We start from the raw sequence: 16145 nt of genomic DNA, 5'->3' as shown, positions 1-16145 counted from the left end.
CTCGTCTCCGTCTTGGTGAAGTCCGTTGATACGTGGAAGAGCCGATACACACATGTTGTGGCAAAGCTTTGGCATGCGCGCAGTCTAAAACTCTTCTTCCACGCCGTTTTGCACCAGGATTTCCCGTTTGCCCGCATGATTGGCCCGGCTGATCAATCCCTCCTGCTCCATGCGTTCGATCAGAGAGGCCGCCCGGTTGTAGCCGATGGACAAACGCCGCTGGACATAGGAGGTCGACGCCTTTTTGTCCCGCAAGACGATGGCCACAGCCTTGTCATACAGATCGTTGCCTTCGTCATCACCGCCAGAACCGCCCGCATCGTAGGGGTCGTCTGCGACCTCGTCCTCATCGGTGACCGCCTCAAGATACTGCGGTGTGCCCTGAAGCTTCAGGTGATTGACGATATCTTCCACCTCATTGTCCGAGACGAAAGGACCGTGCACGCGCTGGGTGCGGCCGCCGCCGGCCATGAACAACATGTCCCCCATGCCAAGCAGCTGCTCGGCTCCCATCTCCCCGAGAATGGTGCGGCTGTCGATCTTCGACGTCACCTGGAACGAAATCCGGGTCGGGAAGTTGGCCTTGATCGTACCGGTGATCACGTCCACCGACGGGCGCTGGGTGGCCATGATCAGGTGAATGCCCGCGGCGCGCGCCATCTGGGCCAAACGCTGGATCGCGCCTTCAATATCCTTTCCTGCCACCATCATCAAATCGGCCATCTCATCGACGATCACGACAATATAGGGCAACTTGTCGAGCGGCAGGTCCTCCTCCTCGTAGATCGGCTCGCCGGTATGGCGGTCAAACCCCGTCTGAACGGTCCGGGTGAAGCTCTCGCCCTTTTCCAGCGCTTGGGCGATTCGCGTGTTGAACCCATCAATGTTCCGAACGCCCATCTTGGACATCTTCTTGTAGCGCTCTTCCATCTCCCGGACGGTCCACTTCAAGGCGACAACGGCCTTTTTCGGATCCGTTACGACAGGGGTCAGAAGATGCGGAATCCCGTCATAGATCGACAATTCCAGCATTTTGGGGTCGATCATGATCATCTTGCACTGTTGCGGATCGAGCCGGTAGAGCAGCGACAAGATCATGGTGTTGATCGACACGGACTTGCCCGAGCCGGTCGTTCCGGCAACCAGCAGGTGAGGCATGCGCGCAAGATCCGAGACCACGCCTTCCCCATTGATCGTCTTGCCAAGCGCAAGCGGCAGTTTCGCCTTCGATTTCTCGAAATCCTGGGCGGCCAGCAGTTCGCGCAGATAAACTGTTTCGCGTCTTGAATTGGGCAGTTCGATGCCGATCGCGTTCTTGCCGGGCACCACGGCAACCCGGGCCGAAATCGCGCTCATGGAACGGGCGATATCGTCCGCGAGCCCGATGACGCGGGACGATTTGATTCCGGGCGCGGGTTCAAGTTCGTAGAGCGTGACAACAGGACCCGGCCGAACTTCGATGATTTCGCCGCGCACGCCGAAATCCTCCAGAACCCCCTCCAGAATGCGCGCATTCTGCTCAAGGGCATCCGCCGACAAGCTGGGCTGTTTTGCTCCGGTTCGCGGTTCGCTCAACAGGCGCAGAGGAGGGAATTCGTATTCTTCCGGCGCTCCCAGGAACGAAGGCTGGGCTTCCTGAACCACCCGTTTGCCCGGTTTGGGCCGGGGCGCCGGGGGAATGACCCGCCCCTGAACGGGTGCGGCCGCCGCGCTTGTCGCCGGGCCAGGACCGGCAATCCCTACCGGCACGGCAGGTCCACCCTGGACGGGGCCTTTCTCGATCAGCAGATCATCGGGAGCGAAGGTTTCCCCATCGTCCTGGAAAATATCGTCCAATCCATCCCGATCATCGTGGTAACCATCGTCCCGCTCGCCAGGCATGCGGCCTTGCCGGGGGGCTTCATAGAATCCCTCGAGGCCGTCCTCTTCCTTGGGCATGAGGCGATCGGCAAGCCGGCGGCGCAGGGCCGTAAAACGGCCTACACGCCGATGCGGTTCCTGTTCCTCCAGATGATACTCGTCTTGGTCATCATCATCGTCGCCGTCCAGGTATTCGCTCTCGTAGACGTCTTCCGCGTCATGCGCACGGCGGCGCGGAGACCAGCCAACCAACCTGCGCAGTAGCGCGACAGTCAAAAGGGCCCAATGGCTGGCATGGCCCATGGCTGATTGAGCAAACAGGGACAAACGCGATTCGCTCTCGTCGTCTTCCCCGTCGAACTCGAAATCGTCCTCAGCGCGCCCGGCGTGCCGCGAACGCTCCAGGCGCGGGTCGCCGGAAGGCTGGACCGTGGACCTACGGCCCAAAACACCCGACGCGCTGACCAGCATGAGGCCGGCCGGCAAACCTAGGCCCAGAACCCCGATGATGGTTGCGGCGCCCTCGGTCAAATTGGAGGTCACCATCGCCGGTACCGAGTGAACCGCGTCGCCAAAAAACCCGCCCAGTCCGGTCGGCAATGGCCAGCCTGCGGGGATCGGCAAAGCCGCCAGGGCGCCGGCGCCAAGCACGGTGCCGGCAAACCAGGCCATCAGACGTTTACGCCCAATGCCCAGCGCCTGACCCGACAGAAGACGCCAGCCCCAAAGCACCACCGGGACCAGAAAGACCGCGGTCGCCAGGCCTATGGTTTGCATGAGAAGGTCGGCGACAATCGCACCGGGGGTGCCCAAAGCGTTCTGGACCGGCTGACTGGTGGCATGATTGAGGCTCGGATCATTGACAGACCAAGTGGCCAGCGCGGCCGCCAGAGCCGCAGTCAGAGCAATGACCGACAGGCCCGCTGCGCCAACGAGGTTCCGCATCAGGAACCGTTTGACAGGGTTTTCAGTATCGAGAAGGTCGGCATTCCCCCTGCGGCCGGCTCTTACGGTACCCGCGCGTTTCATTTTTCACCTCCCAGCCAGTCTGAAAGACGTTCCAAAGCCGTTTGGGTATGGCCGAGCGGCGCCACAAGGCCGACACGGATATACGCCCGGCCGGGATTGCTGCCATCGGCCTGATCAGACGCCAAATAGTCTCCGGGCAGAACCTTGAGCCCGACATCTCTCCACAGGGCTTGCGTAACCTCGGTCGCCCGCCCCCATCTTGAAATGTCCAACCAGAGAAAAAAACCGGCCTCCGGCGTTACTGGACCCAGGATCGGTCCGAGATAATGCTCGGCCGCCTCGAATTTTTCGTTGTAAAGACGCCGGTTTTCTTCGACATGCGCCTCGTCGTGATACGCGCGCACGGCAACGGCCTGATGCGGAATGGGCACCTGGGGCGCGGCAAGGCCGCGGAATTTCGCCCAGCGGCTCAGGAACTCCGGATCGCCGGCGGCGAATCCGCACCGCAGTCCGGCGAGATTGGACCGTTTGGACAAGGAATTGAGCACGACGATCTTGTCGAAGCCGCCGCCCATCGTTTTCGCGGCCTCCAGAATCCCCGGCGGCGGCGTAGACCGGTAAATCTCCGAATAACACTCATCAGCAAAGATCATGAACCGGTGCTTGCGGGCCAGTGCGATCAATTGCTGCCAGTAACCGATGGACGCGACCGATCCTTCCGGATTGGTCGGCGAAGCCACGTAAAAGGCGACACACCGGTCCAGCACCTCCGGATCCAGGGTTTCCAGATCAGGCAGAAAGTTGCGGCCGGGCCGGGCATCCAGAAGCACCGCCTGCGCATCGGCGACATGAGCGGCGGCCGCATAGGTCTGGTAGAACGGATTCGGCAGGATGACCACGGGATGATCGAAATCCTTGGCCAGTTGATCCCGCGCGGCAATCGCCCCAAAAGACAAGCCTTCCCTCGAGCCGTTCAACGGAAGGACCCCGCGTTCGGCGTCGATCATGCCGTCGAGGCCATAACGCTTGTCCAACCATGCCGCGATTGCTGCCCGGAACTCCCCCGTTCCATTGATCGGTGGATACCGGCGGAAATCGGGAAGATTTTCGGCAAGCACCGGCCCCAGAAATTCTGGCATGGCATGTTGTGGTTCACCGATTGTCAGGGCGATCGGAGGCAGACCGGGGCGGTCATCATCAAGAAGCTCGGCAAGCCGTTGAAACGGGTTGGAACTGGGAAGGGCCACACCGCGTCGGTAGGCAGTCAAAGTTGGGTCCATCGATCGATCGCTACTCAATACAGACAGGGATTTGCCCCAACAATAGCGACCCTTTGGTTAAACCCCCTTTAACCATGCAGGACTGGTTCACACAGATTTCGTGGATTTGGAACGCGGCACCCGATGGTACCGCTCCCCGCGACCAATGCAGAGAATACACATAGGCCGGTGGATCCTGCTCTTGCCGGAACAGGGACCAGGCAACCCCGGGATTCTTTTAGAAATCGACGGTCAGCCCCTTGATTTCCCAGTCATCGTAGCGGGTTGGTTCGAGACCGCCACGCCCGTCGATCTCGCGGGGCATCGCGTTGTGCTTGGCATCGATCGCTTTACGCCGCTCCGCCGCCTCCTGCAGGGCGCGCTGCGCCGCGGGCGGCAAGTCCTTAAAGGCTTTTTTGGGTTGGACGGCGACATCCGAGGCGAGAGAGGGGGCGTCCGGCATTGGAGTGTCCGACGCTGGAAAGTCTTTTTCGTCCACCTTCTCACCTCCTGTCCGGTGCCGCTGCGGAACCGCCAAGCTTGCGGACACGACGCGCTGTCACCATCTCTGCATTTGTCCGCCCTATATAGAGCGGTGGCGTGCGGGACAACACAGGACAAACGGATACGTCAATGAATTACGTTCGGACAGGCATGCTTCTGGCTGCCATGACGGCCTTGTTCATGGGACTGGGCTACATGCTCGGCGGAACGGGCGGCATGATGATCGCATTCGCCGTGGCCGCCGCCATGAATGTGTTCAGCTACTGGAATTCGGACAAGATGGTCTTGCGCATGCACCATGCGCAGGAAGTCGATGAGCGGACCGCACCGGATCTCCATAGAATGGTGCGGCAGCTCGCGCACAACGCCGATCTGCCCATGCCCAAGGTCTACATCATCAACAACCCCCAGCCGAACGCCTTCGCCACCGGGCGCAATCCGCAAAACGCGGCCGTGGCCGCGACCACGGGACTACTGGACATGCTCAGCCCGGAAGAGGTGGCCGGCGTGATGGCCCATGAACTGGCGCATATCAAGAACCATGACACACTGATCATGACGATCACCGCCACGATTGCCGGTGCAATCTCCATGCTGGCGAATTTCGCGCTGTTTTTTGGGAACAACCGGAACAATCCGCTCGGCATTGTCGGCGTCATTCTCATGATGATCGTTGCCCCGCTGGCAGCCTCCATCGTGCAGATGGCTATTTCGCGCACGCGGGAATATGCGGCCGACCGGATGGGCGCGCAGATCTGCGGCGAGCCGATGTGGCTGGCCTCCGCCCTCTCCAAGATTGCCGGCGGCGTCAAGCGCGTGCACAATCAGGACGCGGAGAACAACCCAGCCACAGCGCACATGTTCATCATCAACCCTCTTTCGGGCGAACGGATGGACAACCTCTTCTCCACCCACCCCAACACCGAAAACCGGATTGCGGAATTGAAGAAACTCACGAGCGGATCGAATGGCGGGTTCGGAATGGCCCAGCCGGAACGCAATGCCGGGTATCAGGATCCGGCCGCCGGCGGGCCATGGGGCGGCGTTTCCGGCAACAGCGTTCGCGAACCGCGCGGCCGGGGACCTTCGGTTCCGCCAGCAGGCTCCAGCCGGCCGAAAGGGCCCTGGGGCTGAGCGCGGGTTGTCCTTCACGCCCGTTCGCGGGTAAAGAGCGGCACAACCGGAAACATGGCCGCGCGCGGGCGACCCGCTCGCGGCCATTTCCCTTTCCCGAGCACGAACGGACCCCAACGTGGCAGACAACAGAAAATCAGGCCCAAAACGCCAGCCGCCGGCGGACGCGGACATGCGCCACTCACCGATGATGGAAAAGCCGGGCTTTGCCGCACGCAAGATTGCCGCGGACCTGCTTGGAAACGTTGTCCACAAGCACCGTGCACTCGACGCTGAACTGGACCTGGCCTCCGGACATTCCGGGTTTCGGGCCTTGCCGCACCAAGACCGCGCCCTGGTTCGCGCGATCGTTGGGGCGTGCTTGCGCCGGCGCGGAGAGATTGCGGAAATCCTGAACCGTCTGCTTGACCGGGATATTCCCGAAAAAACCGGCCGGGTGCAGGACATTTTGCATGTCGCCATCGCACAGATGATTTATCTCGACGTTCCGGACCGGGCCGCGGTGTCGCTGGCGGTCGACCACGCCTCGATCGACCGGCGCGCAAAGCCCTACAAGGGGCTTGTCAATGGCGTGCTCCGCCGGCTTGGACGGGAAAAGGATGCGATCACGAATGATCTCGATGCCGACCGCCTGAATACGCCCAACTGGCTTTTCGAGAACTGGACCGCTGCCTATGGCGAGGAAACGGCAAGGCGTATCTCCGCCGCCCACAGAAACGCCGCGCCACTCGATCTCACAGTCAAGCAGGATCCGGACGGATGGGCCGAGCGCCTCGATGGTCTGGCCCTATCCGGTCCGACCGTGCGGCTCCGGGACCGGGCCACCGTCACCGCGCTGGAGGGGTATGAAGAGGGGGCTTGGTGGGTCCAGGATCTCGCGGCCTCACTGCCGGCCCGCCTTCTCGGCGATGTTGCCGGCCTGCGGATCGCCGACCTGTGCGCCGCTCCGGGGGGCAAGACAGCGCAACTCGCCAATGCAGGCGCGCATGTTACGGCCGTCGACATATCCGCCGGCCGTTTGAAGCGGCTTCGGGAGAACATGACCCGCCTCGGATTCTCCGTGGAAACCGTCGCCGCCGACTTGAGGGACTACGAACCGGAAGCCCCGTTCGACGCGATCCTGCTGGATGCCCCGTGCAGTGCGACCGGCACGATCCGCCGTCATCCGGACGTTGCTTATATCAAACGGCCGCGTGACATTGAAAAACTTGCCGAAATTCAAGCAGAGCTGCTCGGCCGCGTTGCGAACTGGGTGCGGCCCGGCGGGCAGCTCGTTTATTGCACCTGTTCGCTCGAACCGGCGGAAGGCGAGGAACAAGTGAGCGCCTTTTTGAACCGCAATCCCGGGTTCGAACTGCAGCCCGTTTTGCCGGGAGAACTGAACGGTCTGGACAACTCCATCACCGAGCAGGGTTTTTTGCGGACATTGCCCTGCCATGCCGGCCCAGATGAAGGGACCTGGGAAGGCATGGACGGATTTTTCGCGGCCCGTTTGCGTCGCCTTTAACGCCCCGTAAACCGTGTATGGCACCATAGTCGAGGTAAGGGCGTTAACCGTGATCATGGTTAACGAAGTGTTAGAGGGTCGACCGATTAGTGAACTGGGGTCATTCCGTGCCGGTTTGGTGCCATGACGATGAGTGCGGTGTCTGAACAGAGCCGCATCTGGCGTCTGCTGGCGAATCATTTCTGGCAACACACGCTGAGGTGGGTGCATGGCGGACCGTTGTTCCGGCTGCGTCCCGCCTCGTCGACGCCTGCCCGCTTGTTGATTGCCCCGCAGGACCTTCGAACCGCCGACGCCATGAACGCCGCCGACATCTATGGCGGCCGCTTCCTGTTTTCAGGACACCTCGTCGAAACTCAGGGAAACTCGCCGTTCGAGGTCCGGACCGGCCACAAGGACTGGCTGAGAGAACTCCACAGTTTTGGCTGGTTGCGCGACCTTCGGGCCTCCGAAAGCCGGGTGGCCCAGCAAAATGCCCGCGCGCTGGTCGACGACTGGATCAGGCTGTGCGGAAACCGGCATTCGGTCGGCTGGGAAACCCCGGTTGTGACGCGCCGGGTCATGGCGTGGTTGTCGCACTCCCCGTTTGTCCTCGAAGAGGGCGACCACGACTTCTACCGCCGGTTCCTGCGCTCGCTTGCCCGGCAGGTCCGCTTCCTCAGACGCACGATCAACGAGACCCAGGATGGGGTCGAACGGCTGCAGGCGGCTATCGCGATTGCCGCGGCATGCGTTTCCATGGCCGGCCAGGGCCGGTTTGCACGGCAGAGCCTGCGGCGCCTCAACCAGGAACTGTCCCGCCAAATCCTTGCTGATGGCGGCCATATCTCCCGCAATCCCCGCGCCCTGATCGATGTTCTGGCGGACCTGCTTCCAGTCAGGCAGGCTTTTGTCGCTCAAGGGTTGGAGGTGCCTCAAGCCATGCTCCAATCCGTTGACCGGATGATGCCCATGATGCGGTTTTTCCGGCACGGCGACGGGAAATTCGCCCACTTCAACGGCATGGGCTCAACGCCCAATGATTTGGTCGCCACCATCATGGCGTATGACGACGCGCGCGGATCGGCCCCGGTGAACGCGCCGCATTCCGGCTACCAGCGTCTCGTCTGTGGCCAAACGGTTGTCCTGATCGAAACCGGCCCACCGCCCGATGCAGGCGTCTCGCTCGAAGCGCATGCGGGGACGTTGTCTTTCGAGATGTCGGCCGGAGCCCATCGGCTGATTGTCAATTGCGGGGTTTCCGGCCTGTCCAACGCCGCCTGGCGACAGGTGAGCCGGTCGACCGCCGCACACTCGACGGCAACGCTCGACGACACCTCGTCGTGCCGTTTCCTGGCCGAAAAGCCTTTTGGCAAATGGCTTGGAGCGCCGGTCATCTCGGGTCCGGTTGATGTCCCGGTCAACCGCTCCGATGATGACACCGGCACGCGGGTAACCGCTTCCCACGACGGGTATTTGCAGAGCTTTGGGATTGTGCATGAACGGGACATGCGGCTCGCCGGTGACGGCACCGTGCTGGATGGGATGGATACGTTCAGGGCCACCGGTGCCGCGCGCTCTCGCGACTACGCGCTGAGGTTTCACCTCCATCCGCAAGTCAAGAGCAGCCTCCTGCGCGGGGATACCGCCGTTCTGCTCGTCTGTCCGGACGGCGAAGCATGGGAATTTGATGCGCTTGGCCGTGCGATTGCCCTGGAAGAATCGATCTATCTTTCGGACGTCTACGGCCATCGCCGGACCTTCCAGATCGTCTTGTATGGCTCGACGGAGACCGATTCCTCGGTGACTTGGCAGTTTCGCCGGACGGCTGTGGCCCGTCTCAGCCGCCGAGGCTCCACCAAGTTCGACGAAACCGAACTGCCGCTCGATGATGAGTGAGCCGCCGGTTCCTACTGCTCTCCAAGTTTGAGATCGCGTGTGTAGTCACCGTCCTTGATTTTCACCACGGCTTGGCCACACATCGTCTGGCCTTTTACCGCGTCGAAGGAAAGGCAGGGCGATCCATGGAGTTCCCAGCCATTGTTGAGCGCCTGGGTGACCCGATGGCAGAACTCGCTGTCGTCGACACCGGTGATAAAACGATACAGTTTCATAAAATCTTCTCGCAAGGGTGGGATTAGCCGCGGGCGGCGATGGCATCGGAAATCGCGATCACCCGCCGGCCCATCTCCGCATGTAGGCGCTCGACCATCTTTCCGTCCACCTGGATCACACCTTTTCCCGCGTTTTCGGGATCATCGAAAGCCGCATTGATCCGGCGCGCCCAACCGACTTCGTCTTCGGAAGGGGAAAAGGCGGCATGGCAGGCCTCGATCTGTTTTGGATGAATGAGCGTCTTGCCATCCATTCCCATATCCGCGCCCTGGCGGCATTCGGCGGCGAACCCGTCCATGTCGTCCAGGCCGTTGAATACCCCATCCAGAATATCAATGTCCCCGGCCCGAGCCGCGGCGACACAGGTCATGAGCCAGGGCAGCATGACCCTGCGTCCAGGCACCAGCCGGGCGCGGGTTTCCTTGGCAAGATCGTTGGTGCCCATGACGAAGCAGGTCAGACCAACGCCGCTATCGAGCCCGCAGGCGCCGATTGCCGCGGCATTCAGCATCGCTTGCGGCGTTTCCATCATCGCCCAAAGCTTGGGCGGCTGGCCCGGCTTGAGCACCTTCAAACGGATTGCGACCCGCTCCAGATCGGCCGGGCTGTTCACCTTGGGCACGAGGATCGCGTCCGGGCCGGCCTCGACCGCCGCTTTCAAGTCTTCCTCGGCATGGTCGGTATCGAGCCCGTTGATCCGGATGACAAGTTCACGCTGGCCATAGCCCCCGCCCTTCACGGCTTCAACGACCTGGCTGCGCGCTTCCGCTTTTGCATCCGGAGCCACCGCATCCTCAAGATCGAGGATCAGGCAATCGACATCGAGGGACTTTGCCTTTTCAAGCGCACGTGCATTGGAACCGGGCATGTAAAGGGCAGAGCGCCGGGGACGCAGGGTGAGGGTCATGATAAGTCCTGAAGCCGTTTCTAGGATGGATCGCCATAGCCTATCGGAAGAGACAGGCGGGCGAAATCATCCGAAGGGCGGAACGGGACAGGTGGGCGGGCTTTGGCCGGGAGATCGGCACCGTCCGGCAAAACACTGCCTTGATCCGGGCAAGGGTTTTGGGACATCTTGCACATTCACACCTGACCGACCGTTTCGGAGACCTCATGAACAAACCCGAGATCCGGGCCCTTGGCCTCGATGACGCCCACCAGCTTGCACCGCTGATCGCTGAAAACGCGCAAGCCCTGAAAAGAGGCGCGCCCCGCCGGCCGGATGAGTTTTACGCCGAGCGGATCCTCGGCGACACGGCAGCGGAAGTGCTCGGCGCGTTCCACGGCGAAACACTGATCGGTTTTGCCGTGTATTTCGATCTGCCCGAACTGATCACCGGCCTCCGGCTTGGTCAGCTTGACGACATCTACGTTCATCCCGAGCATCGCCGACAGGGCATTGCGCGGCGGATGATCGAGATGCTGGTGGACGAAGGCCACAAACGCGGCTGGCTCCACTTGCGTTGGCTGGTGCCGGGCAAGAACGTGCCCGCTGTCACCCTTTATGAAAAAATCGCCGAGCCCGATCACCGGAAAAGCTATGTGATCCCGATCGACCGGATCGCAGGAGATTGACCGGTCAATAACCGGCCGGAAAAACAGGCGGGATCTGGCCCAGCGGCAGGAATCCCGCCCGGACCGACCCATTGCTGATCACGACCGGCAACTCGACCTCTCCGACATCCGGATCGCTCGCCCGTGCGGCCTGGGCAAGGGACCTGGCTATGCTGTCCAGCGTCCGGGGCAAGGCCGAGTCCGGCGGCAGGAACAATCCGGCATACCGGGCAAGCGCTTCGATTTCCCGCACCTTGACAGTCAAAGTCCCCGACAGATGCCCGTCGGGCTGGAGAATCAGCGCGCCGCTGATCTCGAGCCGCGATGGCTCTGCATCCAGAGAGGCCAGGACAAGCTCGACCGGCAAGCCCCCGTCCGCGTTCCGCAGCAGGTCCACGAAGGGCTGGCCAGCCATCAATCCAGCACCATCCGGGATCCGCAGGTGCAGCCGGAAACCTGCCGGCGGCAGACCCTCGGGGCTTTCCCCCGATGTCACGGCATCCGCCGACAGGAAGATTTCCGCGTCACCGGGACTCGTTTCGACTATCCGGGTGTGGAGGCCCAGTTTTTCCGCCTTGACCGAAAGCTCGCGGGCCGGGCTGGCCAACGCAAGTTCAGGCCCCTCAATGATCGCGTCGATCTGGTCGACGCTGTTGTCTGAAAATTTGACGCTGCTGCGCGCAAGCTGCCATTGACCCGTGAGGGATTCACCGGTCAGTGGTGATCGGAGATCAGCCGGCCCCATGCTTTCGAAGATGATATGCCTGGGATTGTAGACCAAAGCGACTGCCTGGACCGTGCCAAGCTCGGCGGTCGCGCCCAGCGGGGTGGCGGCGCTCAACCGGGAACACCTCACTTCATAGCGGAATGGAAAACCCGAGATCGCCTGATCGGCGCACTGGATATGCAAGCCGCCATCCGCCAGGTGGCCGATCTGCGCTTCGAGTTCGCCGGCCAGAACCGTTCGGCCATACGCCCATGCGCCCGACCAGCCGGCAATTCCCAACACAACAGCCCCCATCAGCCCGAAGTACCGGATTTTCAGATTTTTTTTCGGTTCGGAGGAATTTGCGGCCATCGAAATCCTGTCCCAGGAACGCTTCACGATCCTTACGGATCAAAATTCGCGGCAACATTGCACACAGGATGACAGATTGCTATCTCCGCCGGGCAGTCTGAAGCAAGCGGTCAATGATGAGCGATTTTTGGGTCTTTGGTTACGGGTCCTTGATGTGGAATCCAGGTTTTCAGCATATGCATGCCCTCCCGGGCGTGCTGCACGGCGCGCACCGCTCGCTTTGCGTCTACTCCTGGGTTCATCGGGGCACACAGGAACGACCCGGCCTGGTATTTGGCCTGGACCGGGGGGGCGCCTGCCGTGGCATGGCCTATCATGTGCATCAGACCAACCGCGACGAAACCATTGCCTACTTGCGCGCGCGGGAGCAGGTCACCATGGTTTACCTGGAGCGGTGGCGCACCATCCGCCTGAGCGACGGGCGCACCGTGCCCGCGCTGACCTATATGGTCGACCGCACCCACCCGCAATATGCCGGCTCGCTGCCGCGGGAGAAACAGCTCGAGATCGTGCGTGGCGCGCAAGGACAATCGGGACAGAACCCGGATTATGTCCTGAACACGGCGGCTCATCTTGCCGAGCTCGGTATCAAGGACCGTACGGTGACCTGGCTGGCGGACAAGCTGAGGCTTGACTGCGTCAGGTGACGGTTGCCTGGGCGCTGCCTGAGCCCCTGCGGGAGCTGTTTTCCGGCAACCGGGAAAGGACCGGGGAAGGGTGGGGCGCATGCCGGGCTTCGTCGATCAGCCGGTTGCTGGCGGTTTCGATCCGTTCCACCATTTGCGTATGGAACTCATCCATCGCCAGTCCCGGCGGGAGGATCGGCAGGAATTCAACGATCACCGTTCCAGGATAAACCAACCAGGACGATCGTGGCCAATAGAGACCCGCATTGTGGGCCACGGGCAGCACCGGACACTGGAGCTCCTTGTAAAGGTGCGCAATTCCGAACTTGTACTTCGGTTCCGCCCCCGCCGGGCGGCGCGTGCCTTCGGGGAAGATCATGATCTGCCGGCCTTCGCAGATCGCCTGCTTGGCGGACTCCACCATGGCCGCAAGCGCTTCAGACCGTTTGCCGCGATTGATCGGAATTTGCCGGAATTTTGCCGTGTACCAGCCGAAAATCGGGATCCAGCGCAATTCCCGCTTCAAGATGAAGGTCGGGTCCGGGAAGTGCGGGATCAGCGTCACCGTTTCCCAGGCTGATTGGTGCTTGAGCGCCACCATGCACCCGCCCTGCGGGATGTTTTCAAGTCCGCGGAGTTCAACCTTGAGACCGGCGACATAACGCATGAGCGCCAGCAGCATTCGGGACCACAGGGGCACGACCCACCAGCCCCATCGGCGCGGCAGCAACATTACCGGCGACAACAGGATCATCATGACCAGCGTAACGCCGTAAAAAAGGATCTGGAACAAGGTGGAGCGCAGAAACAGCATAAAACCTCTCGTCCGCTGGCTAGGCTCTTCGTCGGCCTAGAAAGCATGTGCCAGCCTAGCCAAAAATCCGGCTGGCCCCGATGCGTAGACGCGCGAGGGTATACTTCACATATTCCCGCATGAGAAGCTGCATGGTCTTGCGATCAGAATACCAGGAAGACAGGTCGAGACCCGACGCATAAACCGGATAGGGCACCAAGTCGATATCCGGAAGCGTATCGGTCAGTTCGAGACTTGCCCGCGGAAGGTGGTAAGCGCTCGTGACGACCAAAAGTGTCTTGAAACCGTGCTTCTTCACCCAGTGTGCGGTTTCCGTCGCGTTTCCGGCCGTGTTCAGGGCGATGCGGTCCAGATCCACGCAACAATCGAACAAAGGACGGTCGGCCGACGTGACAGAGACGATCTGGTCCCGGGTCGTTCCCGGGTGAACCCCGGAAATCAGCAGGCGACGGGCCCTGCCTTCATCCAACAAGGTCAACGCCTGGGAGATGCGCTCCGTCCCGCCGGTGAGAACGACAATCGCATCCGCCTGCGGATCGGCGGGAAGGCTGGCAGTCGACACCTTATGGGCAAAAACGCCGAACAACCCGGCAAAGGCGATCAGTATAAAGGCAAAGCCGAGTACACCGCCCGCCAAGAGACCCCGGAGCGGGACAGACCACCCCGCCTGCGGGCCATTTGGCCAAATCCCGCCCCGGCGGATCGCTTCCGAACGCGATCCGGTCGAGCAGGAGGGGGTGGGTTCGGCCCGGAGCGAATCGCGGCCGGGCGGGCTAGCACGTGTCATGTCCCTGACGATGATAGATGATTCGGCCGATTTTGGGACATTCAGGTTCAATCCCGCTGCCAGCGTCAATCCCCTTTTGCAAGATGGGCTTTTACGGCCAGTCCAGACGTCAAAGCGGTCAGTACCGCAACAAGGAACACCACCGCAAGAACCCCGAGATAACCGGGAAGTGAAACGGATACAGATCCGAACAAGGCCGACAACTGGTCCGAGCTTGCCAAACCTTCCGCTTCCCGGCTGAAAACATCAAGCACGACAAAACACACGACCGCACAGGCGCCTCCCGCGATGCCGCCAATCAAGCCGAGCACCAGGAAGTGACGCTGGAACTCCCGGGCGATGAAGCTGTCTTCGGCGCCCACAAAATGCAGGACCGAGATGACGTCCTTGTTCCCCGCCATGGCCGCCTGGGTGGCGAACACGACGCTGAGAACCATGGAGGCCATGACCAGGGCCAGGATCGCAAAGCCGGCCAGCACCACGGTGCCGGCCATCGCCGACAAGCGGGAGGTCCAGACCGAATGATCGTCGAGGCTCGCACCGGAGATCGATCCCGTGATCGCGGTGCGCAACTGATCCAGATCAACACTCCCTGGATCCGCCAGGGTTATTTGGATCAACCGGGGGACAGGCAAAGCGTCGAGATCCAGCCCCCCTCCCAGCCACGGTTCCAGAAGCTGCCTTGTCTCCGCATCCGACAGGGCGCGGACGACCCCGATCCCCGGAAACTCCTGCGCCAAAGCCACCGCCCTGTCGATTTCCCGCGCCATATCAATACCGTCCACAGGCCGGATCTGTATGGTAACTTCGCGAACAAGATCGTTTTGCCAGGCGTCTGCGGCGTCCCATACGACAGAAACGGCCCCGACCGTCAGACACGCCAGAAAACTCATGATGGCAACGACCAGGGTTAGCGCGCGCCCGGCCACGGATTGCGGCGGCACGATAGGCGCCGTGGGCCGGAGCGCATTCCCTTCCCGCGCCAGCCTCCTGCGCCGTGCCGGTTTGGCGCGGGCCGGTGCGGGAGGCCGGTTGGGGGCTGACTTGCCTGGTGCTTGGCGTGAAGCGTTCGCTCTGGGTTTCGAGATCTTGGCCATTCCCCACCTAATCGAACACAGACAAGCGGCCATCGGCAAGCACCAGCCGCCGGGCTTCAACCTGTTCGAGGAGCGCGATGTCATGGGTGGCAATCACCACGGATGTCCCCAGCTTGTTGAGTTCAATGAAAAGACGCAAAAGGCGGCGGGCCAGCGGCGGGTCGACATTGCCCGTCGGTTCATCCGCCAAAAGCACGTCCGGCCGGGTGATTAGCGCCCGGGCAATGGCGGCGCGCTGCTTTTCGCCACCTGACAAAACCGGCGGCATGGCCTGCATTCGCTCGCCCAGCCCCACCCACTTCAACAATTCAACCACATCCGCGCGATACTCGGCTTCCTCCTTGCCAACAACACGTAGGGGAAGCGCGATGTTTTCATAGGTTGTCAGATGATCCAGGAGGCGGAAATCCTGAAACACCACGCCGATTTTCCGGCGGAGCAAGGGGATTTCCTGCTTGTCTATCTGGCTGAGGTCGCGGTTGAAGATCCGGATCAACCCCCGGGTGGGCTTGAGCGACATGAACAGCAGGCGGATAAGACTTGTTTTCCCCGCTCCCGATGGTCCGGTGAGGAACTGGAAGGATTGCGGGGCAATCTCGAACGAGAGATCGCGCAAAATCTCCGGCCCCATGCCGTATCTCAAGCCGACATTCTCGAAACGGATCACGCGGTTTACTCCTTGGTCGCAAGGCACGTTAACGCCCGCCGCGTTAACGTTTCATTAAACATATGGATGCCCATCTTGAGAAAAAGGGTGGGAACGCGCGCGCGCCGCCCAGCTATAGTGTGGGTAACGTATTTTGGACAGTGCCGGAAGCGGTACATATCGGCCAGGCTGACCGCTATGGCTTCAAGGAAGGCG

15 protein-coding genes are annotated in these 16145 nt (G+C 61.6%); 5 read left to right on the top strand and 10 right to left on the bottom strand.

Going from position 1 to position 16145, the window contains the following annotated elements; genetic code table 11:
• Positions 1-84: 84 nt before the first annotated feature.
• The 3 genes from F0184_RS04535 to F0184_RS04525 form a co-directional block, all read right to left on the bottom strand.
• Complete coding sequence (locus F0184_RS04535) at positions 85-2889, bottom strand: DNA translocase FtsK (RefSeq protein WP_150494972.1); 2805 nt, start codon at positions 2887-2889, stop codon at positions 85-87.
• Complete coding sequence (locus F0184_RS04530) at positions 2886-4109, bottom strand: aminotransferase class I/II-fold pyridoxal phosphate-dependent enzyme (protein ID WP_150494971.1); 1224 nt, start codon at positions 4107-4109, stop codon at positions 2886-2888. Before F0184_RS04530 ends, F0184_RS04535 begins: the two co-directional genes overlap by 4 nt.
• Positions 4110-4326: 217 nt before the next feature.
• Positions 4327-4551 (bottom strand): DUF1674 domain-containing protein, encoded by a 225-nt coding sequence (locus tag F0184_RS04525; RefSeq protein WP_150495184.1) that lies wholly within the window; start codon positions 4549-4551, stop codon positions 4327-4329.
• 170 nt (positions 4552-4721) lie between these two features.
• On the opposite strand from F0184_RS04525, the gene htpX reads away from it, so the two are divergent.
• The 3 genes from htpX (at position 4722) to F0184_RS04510 (ending at position 9111) form a co-directional block, all read left to right on the top strand.
• Positions 4722-5726, top strand: a complete 1005-nt coding sequence (htpX, locus tag F0184_RS04520) for a zinc metalloprotease HtpX (protein WP_150494970.1) — start codon at positions 4722-4724, stop codon at positions 5724-5726.
• 172 nt (positions 5727-5898) lie between these two features.
• Complete coding sequence (gene rsmB / locus F0184_RS04515; RefSeq protein ID WP_208998320.1) at positions 5899-7233, top strand: 16S rRNA (cytosine(967)-C(5))-methyltransferase RsmB; 1335 nt, start codon at positions 5899-5901, stop codon at positions 7231-7233.
• Between the two features lie 129 nt (positions 7234-7362).
• Complete coding sequence (locus F0184_RS04510; RefSeq protein WP_208998319.1) at positions 7363-9111, top strand: heparinase II/III family protein; 1749 nt, start codon at positions 7363-7365, stop codon at positions 9109-9111.
• 11 nt (positions 9112-9122) lie between these two features.
• On the opposite strand, the gene F0184_RS04505 is transcribed toward F0184_RS04510, so the two are convergent.
• On the bottom strand, positions 9123-9326 hold the full coding sequence (locus tag F0184_RS04505) for a DUF1737 domain-containing protein (protein WP_150494968.1): 204 nt from the start codon (positions 9324-9326) through the stop codon (positions 9123-9125).
• Positions 9327-9349: 23 nt separating this feature from the next.
• Positions 9350-10234, bottom strand: coding sequence for an HpcH/HpaI aldolase/citrate lyase family protein (locus tag F0184_RS04500; RefSeq protein ID WP_150494967.1), 885 nt, complete (start codon positions 10232-10234; stop codon positions 9350-9352).
• Between the two features lie 206 nt (positions 10235-10440).
• On the opposite strand from F0184_RS04500, the gene F0184_RS04495 reads away from it, so the two are divergent.
• Positions 10441-10902: a GNAT family N-acetyltransferase gene (locus F0184_RS04495; protein ID WP_150494966.1), complete on the top strand. Its 462-nt coding sequence runs from the start codon at positions 10441-10443 to the stop codon at positions 10900-10902.
• A gap of 4 nt (positions 10903-10906) precedes the next feature.
• Here the strand turns inward: F0184_RS04495 and F0184_RS04490 are convergent, their stop codons facing one another.
• On the bottom strand, positions 10907-11959 hold the full coding sequence (locus F0184_RS04490; RefSeq protein ID WP_150494965.1) for a DUF2125 domain-containing protein: 1053 nt from the start codon (positions 11957-11959) through the stop codon (positions 10907-10909).
• Positions 11960-12075: 116 nt separating this feature from the next.
• Here F0184_RS04490 and F0184_RS04485 point away from each other — a divergent pair, with 116 nt between their 5' ends.
• Entirely contained in the window at positions 12076-12606 is a 531-nt protein-coding gene (locus F0184_RS04485; protein ID WP_150495182.1) for a gamma-glutamylcyclotransferase, read from the top strand.
• On the opposite strand, the gene F0184_RS04480 is transcribed toward F0184_RS04485, so the two are convergent.
• From F0184_RS04480 to ftsE, 4 genes are all read right to left on the bottom strand, one after another.
• Complete coding sequence (locus F0184_RS04480) at positions 12599-13399, bottom strand: lysophospholipid acyltransferase family protein (protein ID WP_150494964.1); 801 nt, start codon at positions 13397-13399, stop codon at positions 12599-12601. The two genes, F0184_RS04485 and F0184_RS04480, sit on opposite strands and share 8 nt — an antisense overlap.
• 55 nt (positions 13400-13454) lie before the next feature.
• Complete coding sequence (locus F0184_RS04475) at positions 13455-14186, bottom strand: YdcF family protein (RefSeq protein ID WP_150494963.1); 732 nt, start codon at positions 14184-14186, stop codon at positions 13455-13457.
• Between the two features lie 65 nt (positions 14187-14251).
• Positions 14252-15130, bottom strand: a complete 879-nt coding sequence (locus tag F0184_RS04470) for a cell division protein FtsX (RefSeq protein WP_244298970.1) — start codon at positions 15128-15130, stop codon at positions 14252-14254.
• Between the two features lie 160 nt (positions 15131-15290).
• Positions 15291-15950, bottom strand: coding sequence for a cell division ATP-binding protein FtsE (gene ftsE / locus F0184_RS04465; protein WP_150494961.1), 660 nt, complete (start codon positions 15948-15950; stop codon positions 15291-15293).
• Between the last annotated feature and the right edge of the window lie 195 nt (positions 15951-16145).

It is taken from the genome of Roseibium aquae (genome assembly GCF_008711285.1).
Classification (GTDB): Bacteria; Pseudomonadota; Alphaproteobacteria; order Rhizobiales; family Stappiaceae; genus Roseibium; species Roseibium aquae.
The sequence above is the reverse complement of the archived record's forward strand: the minus strand, read 5'-3'. Positions and strand labels throughout refer to the sequence as shown.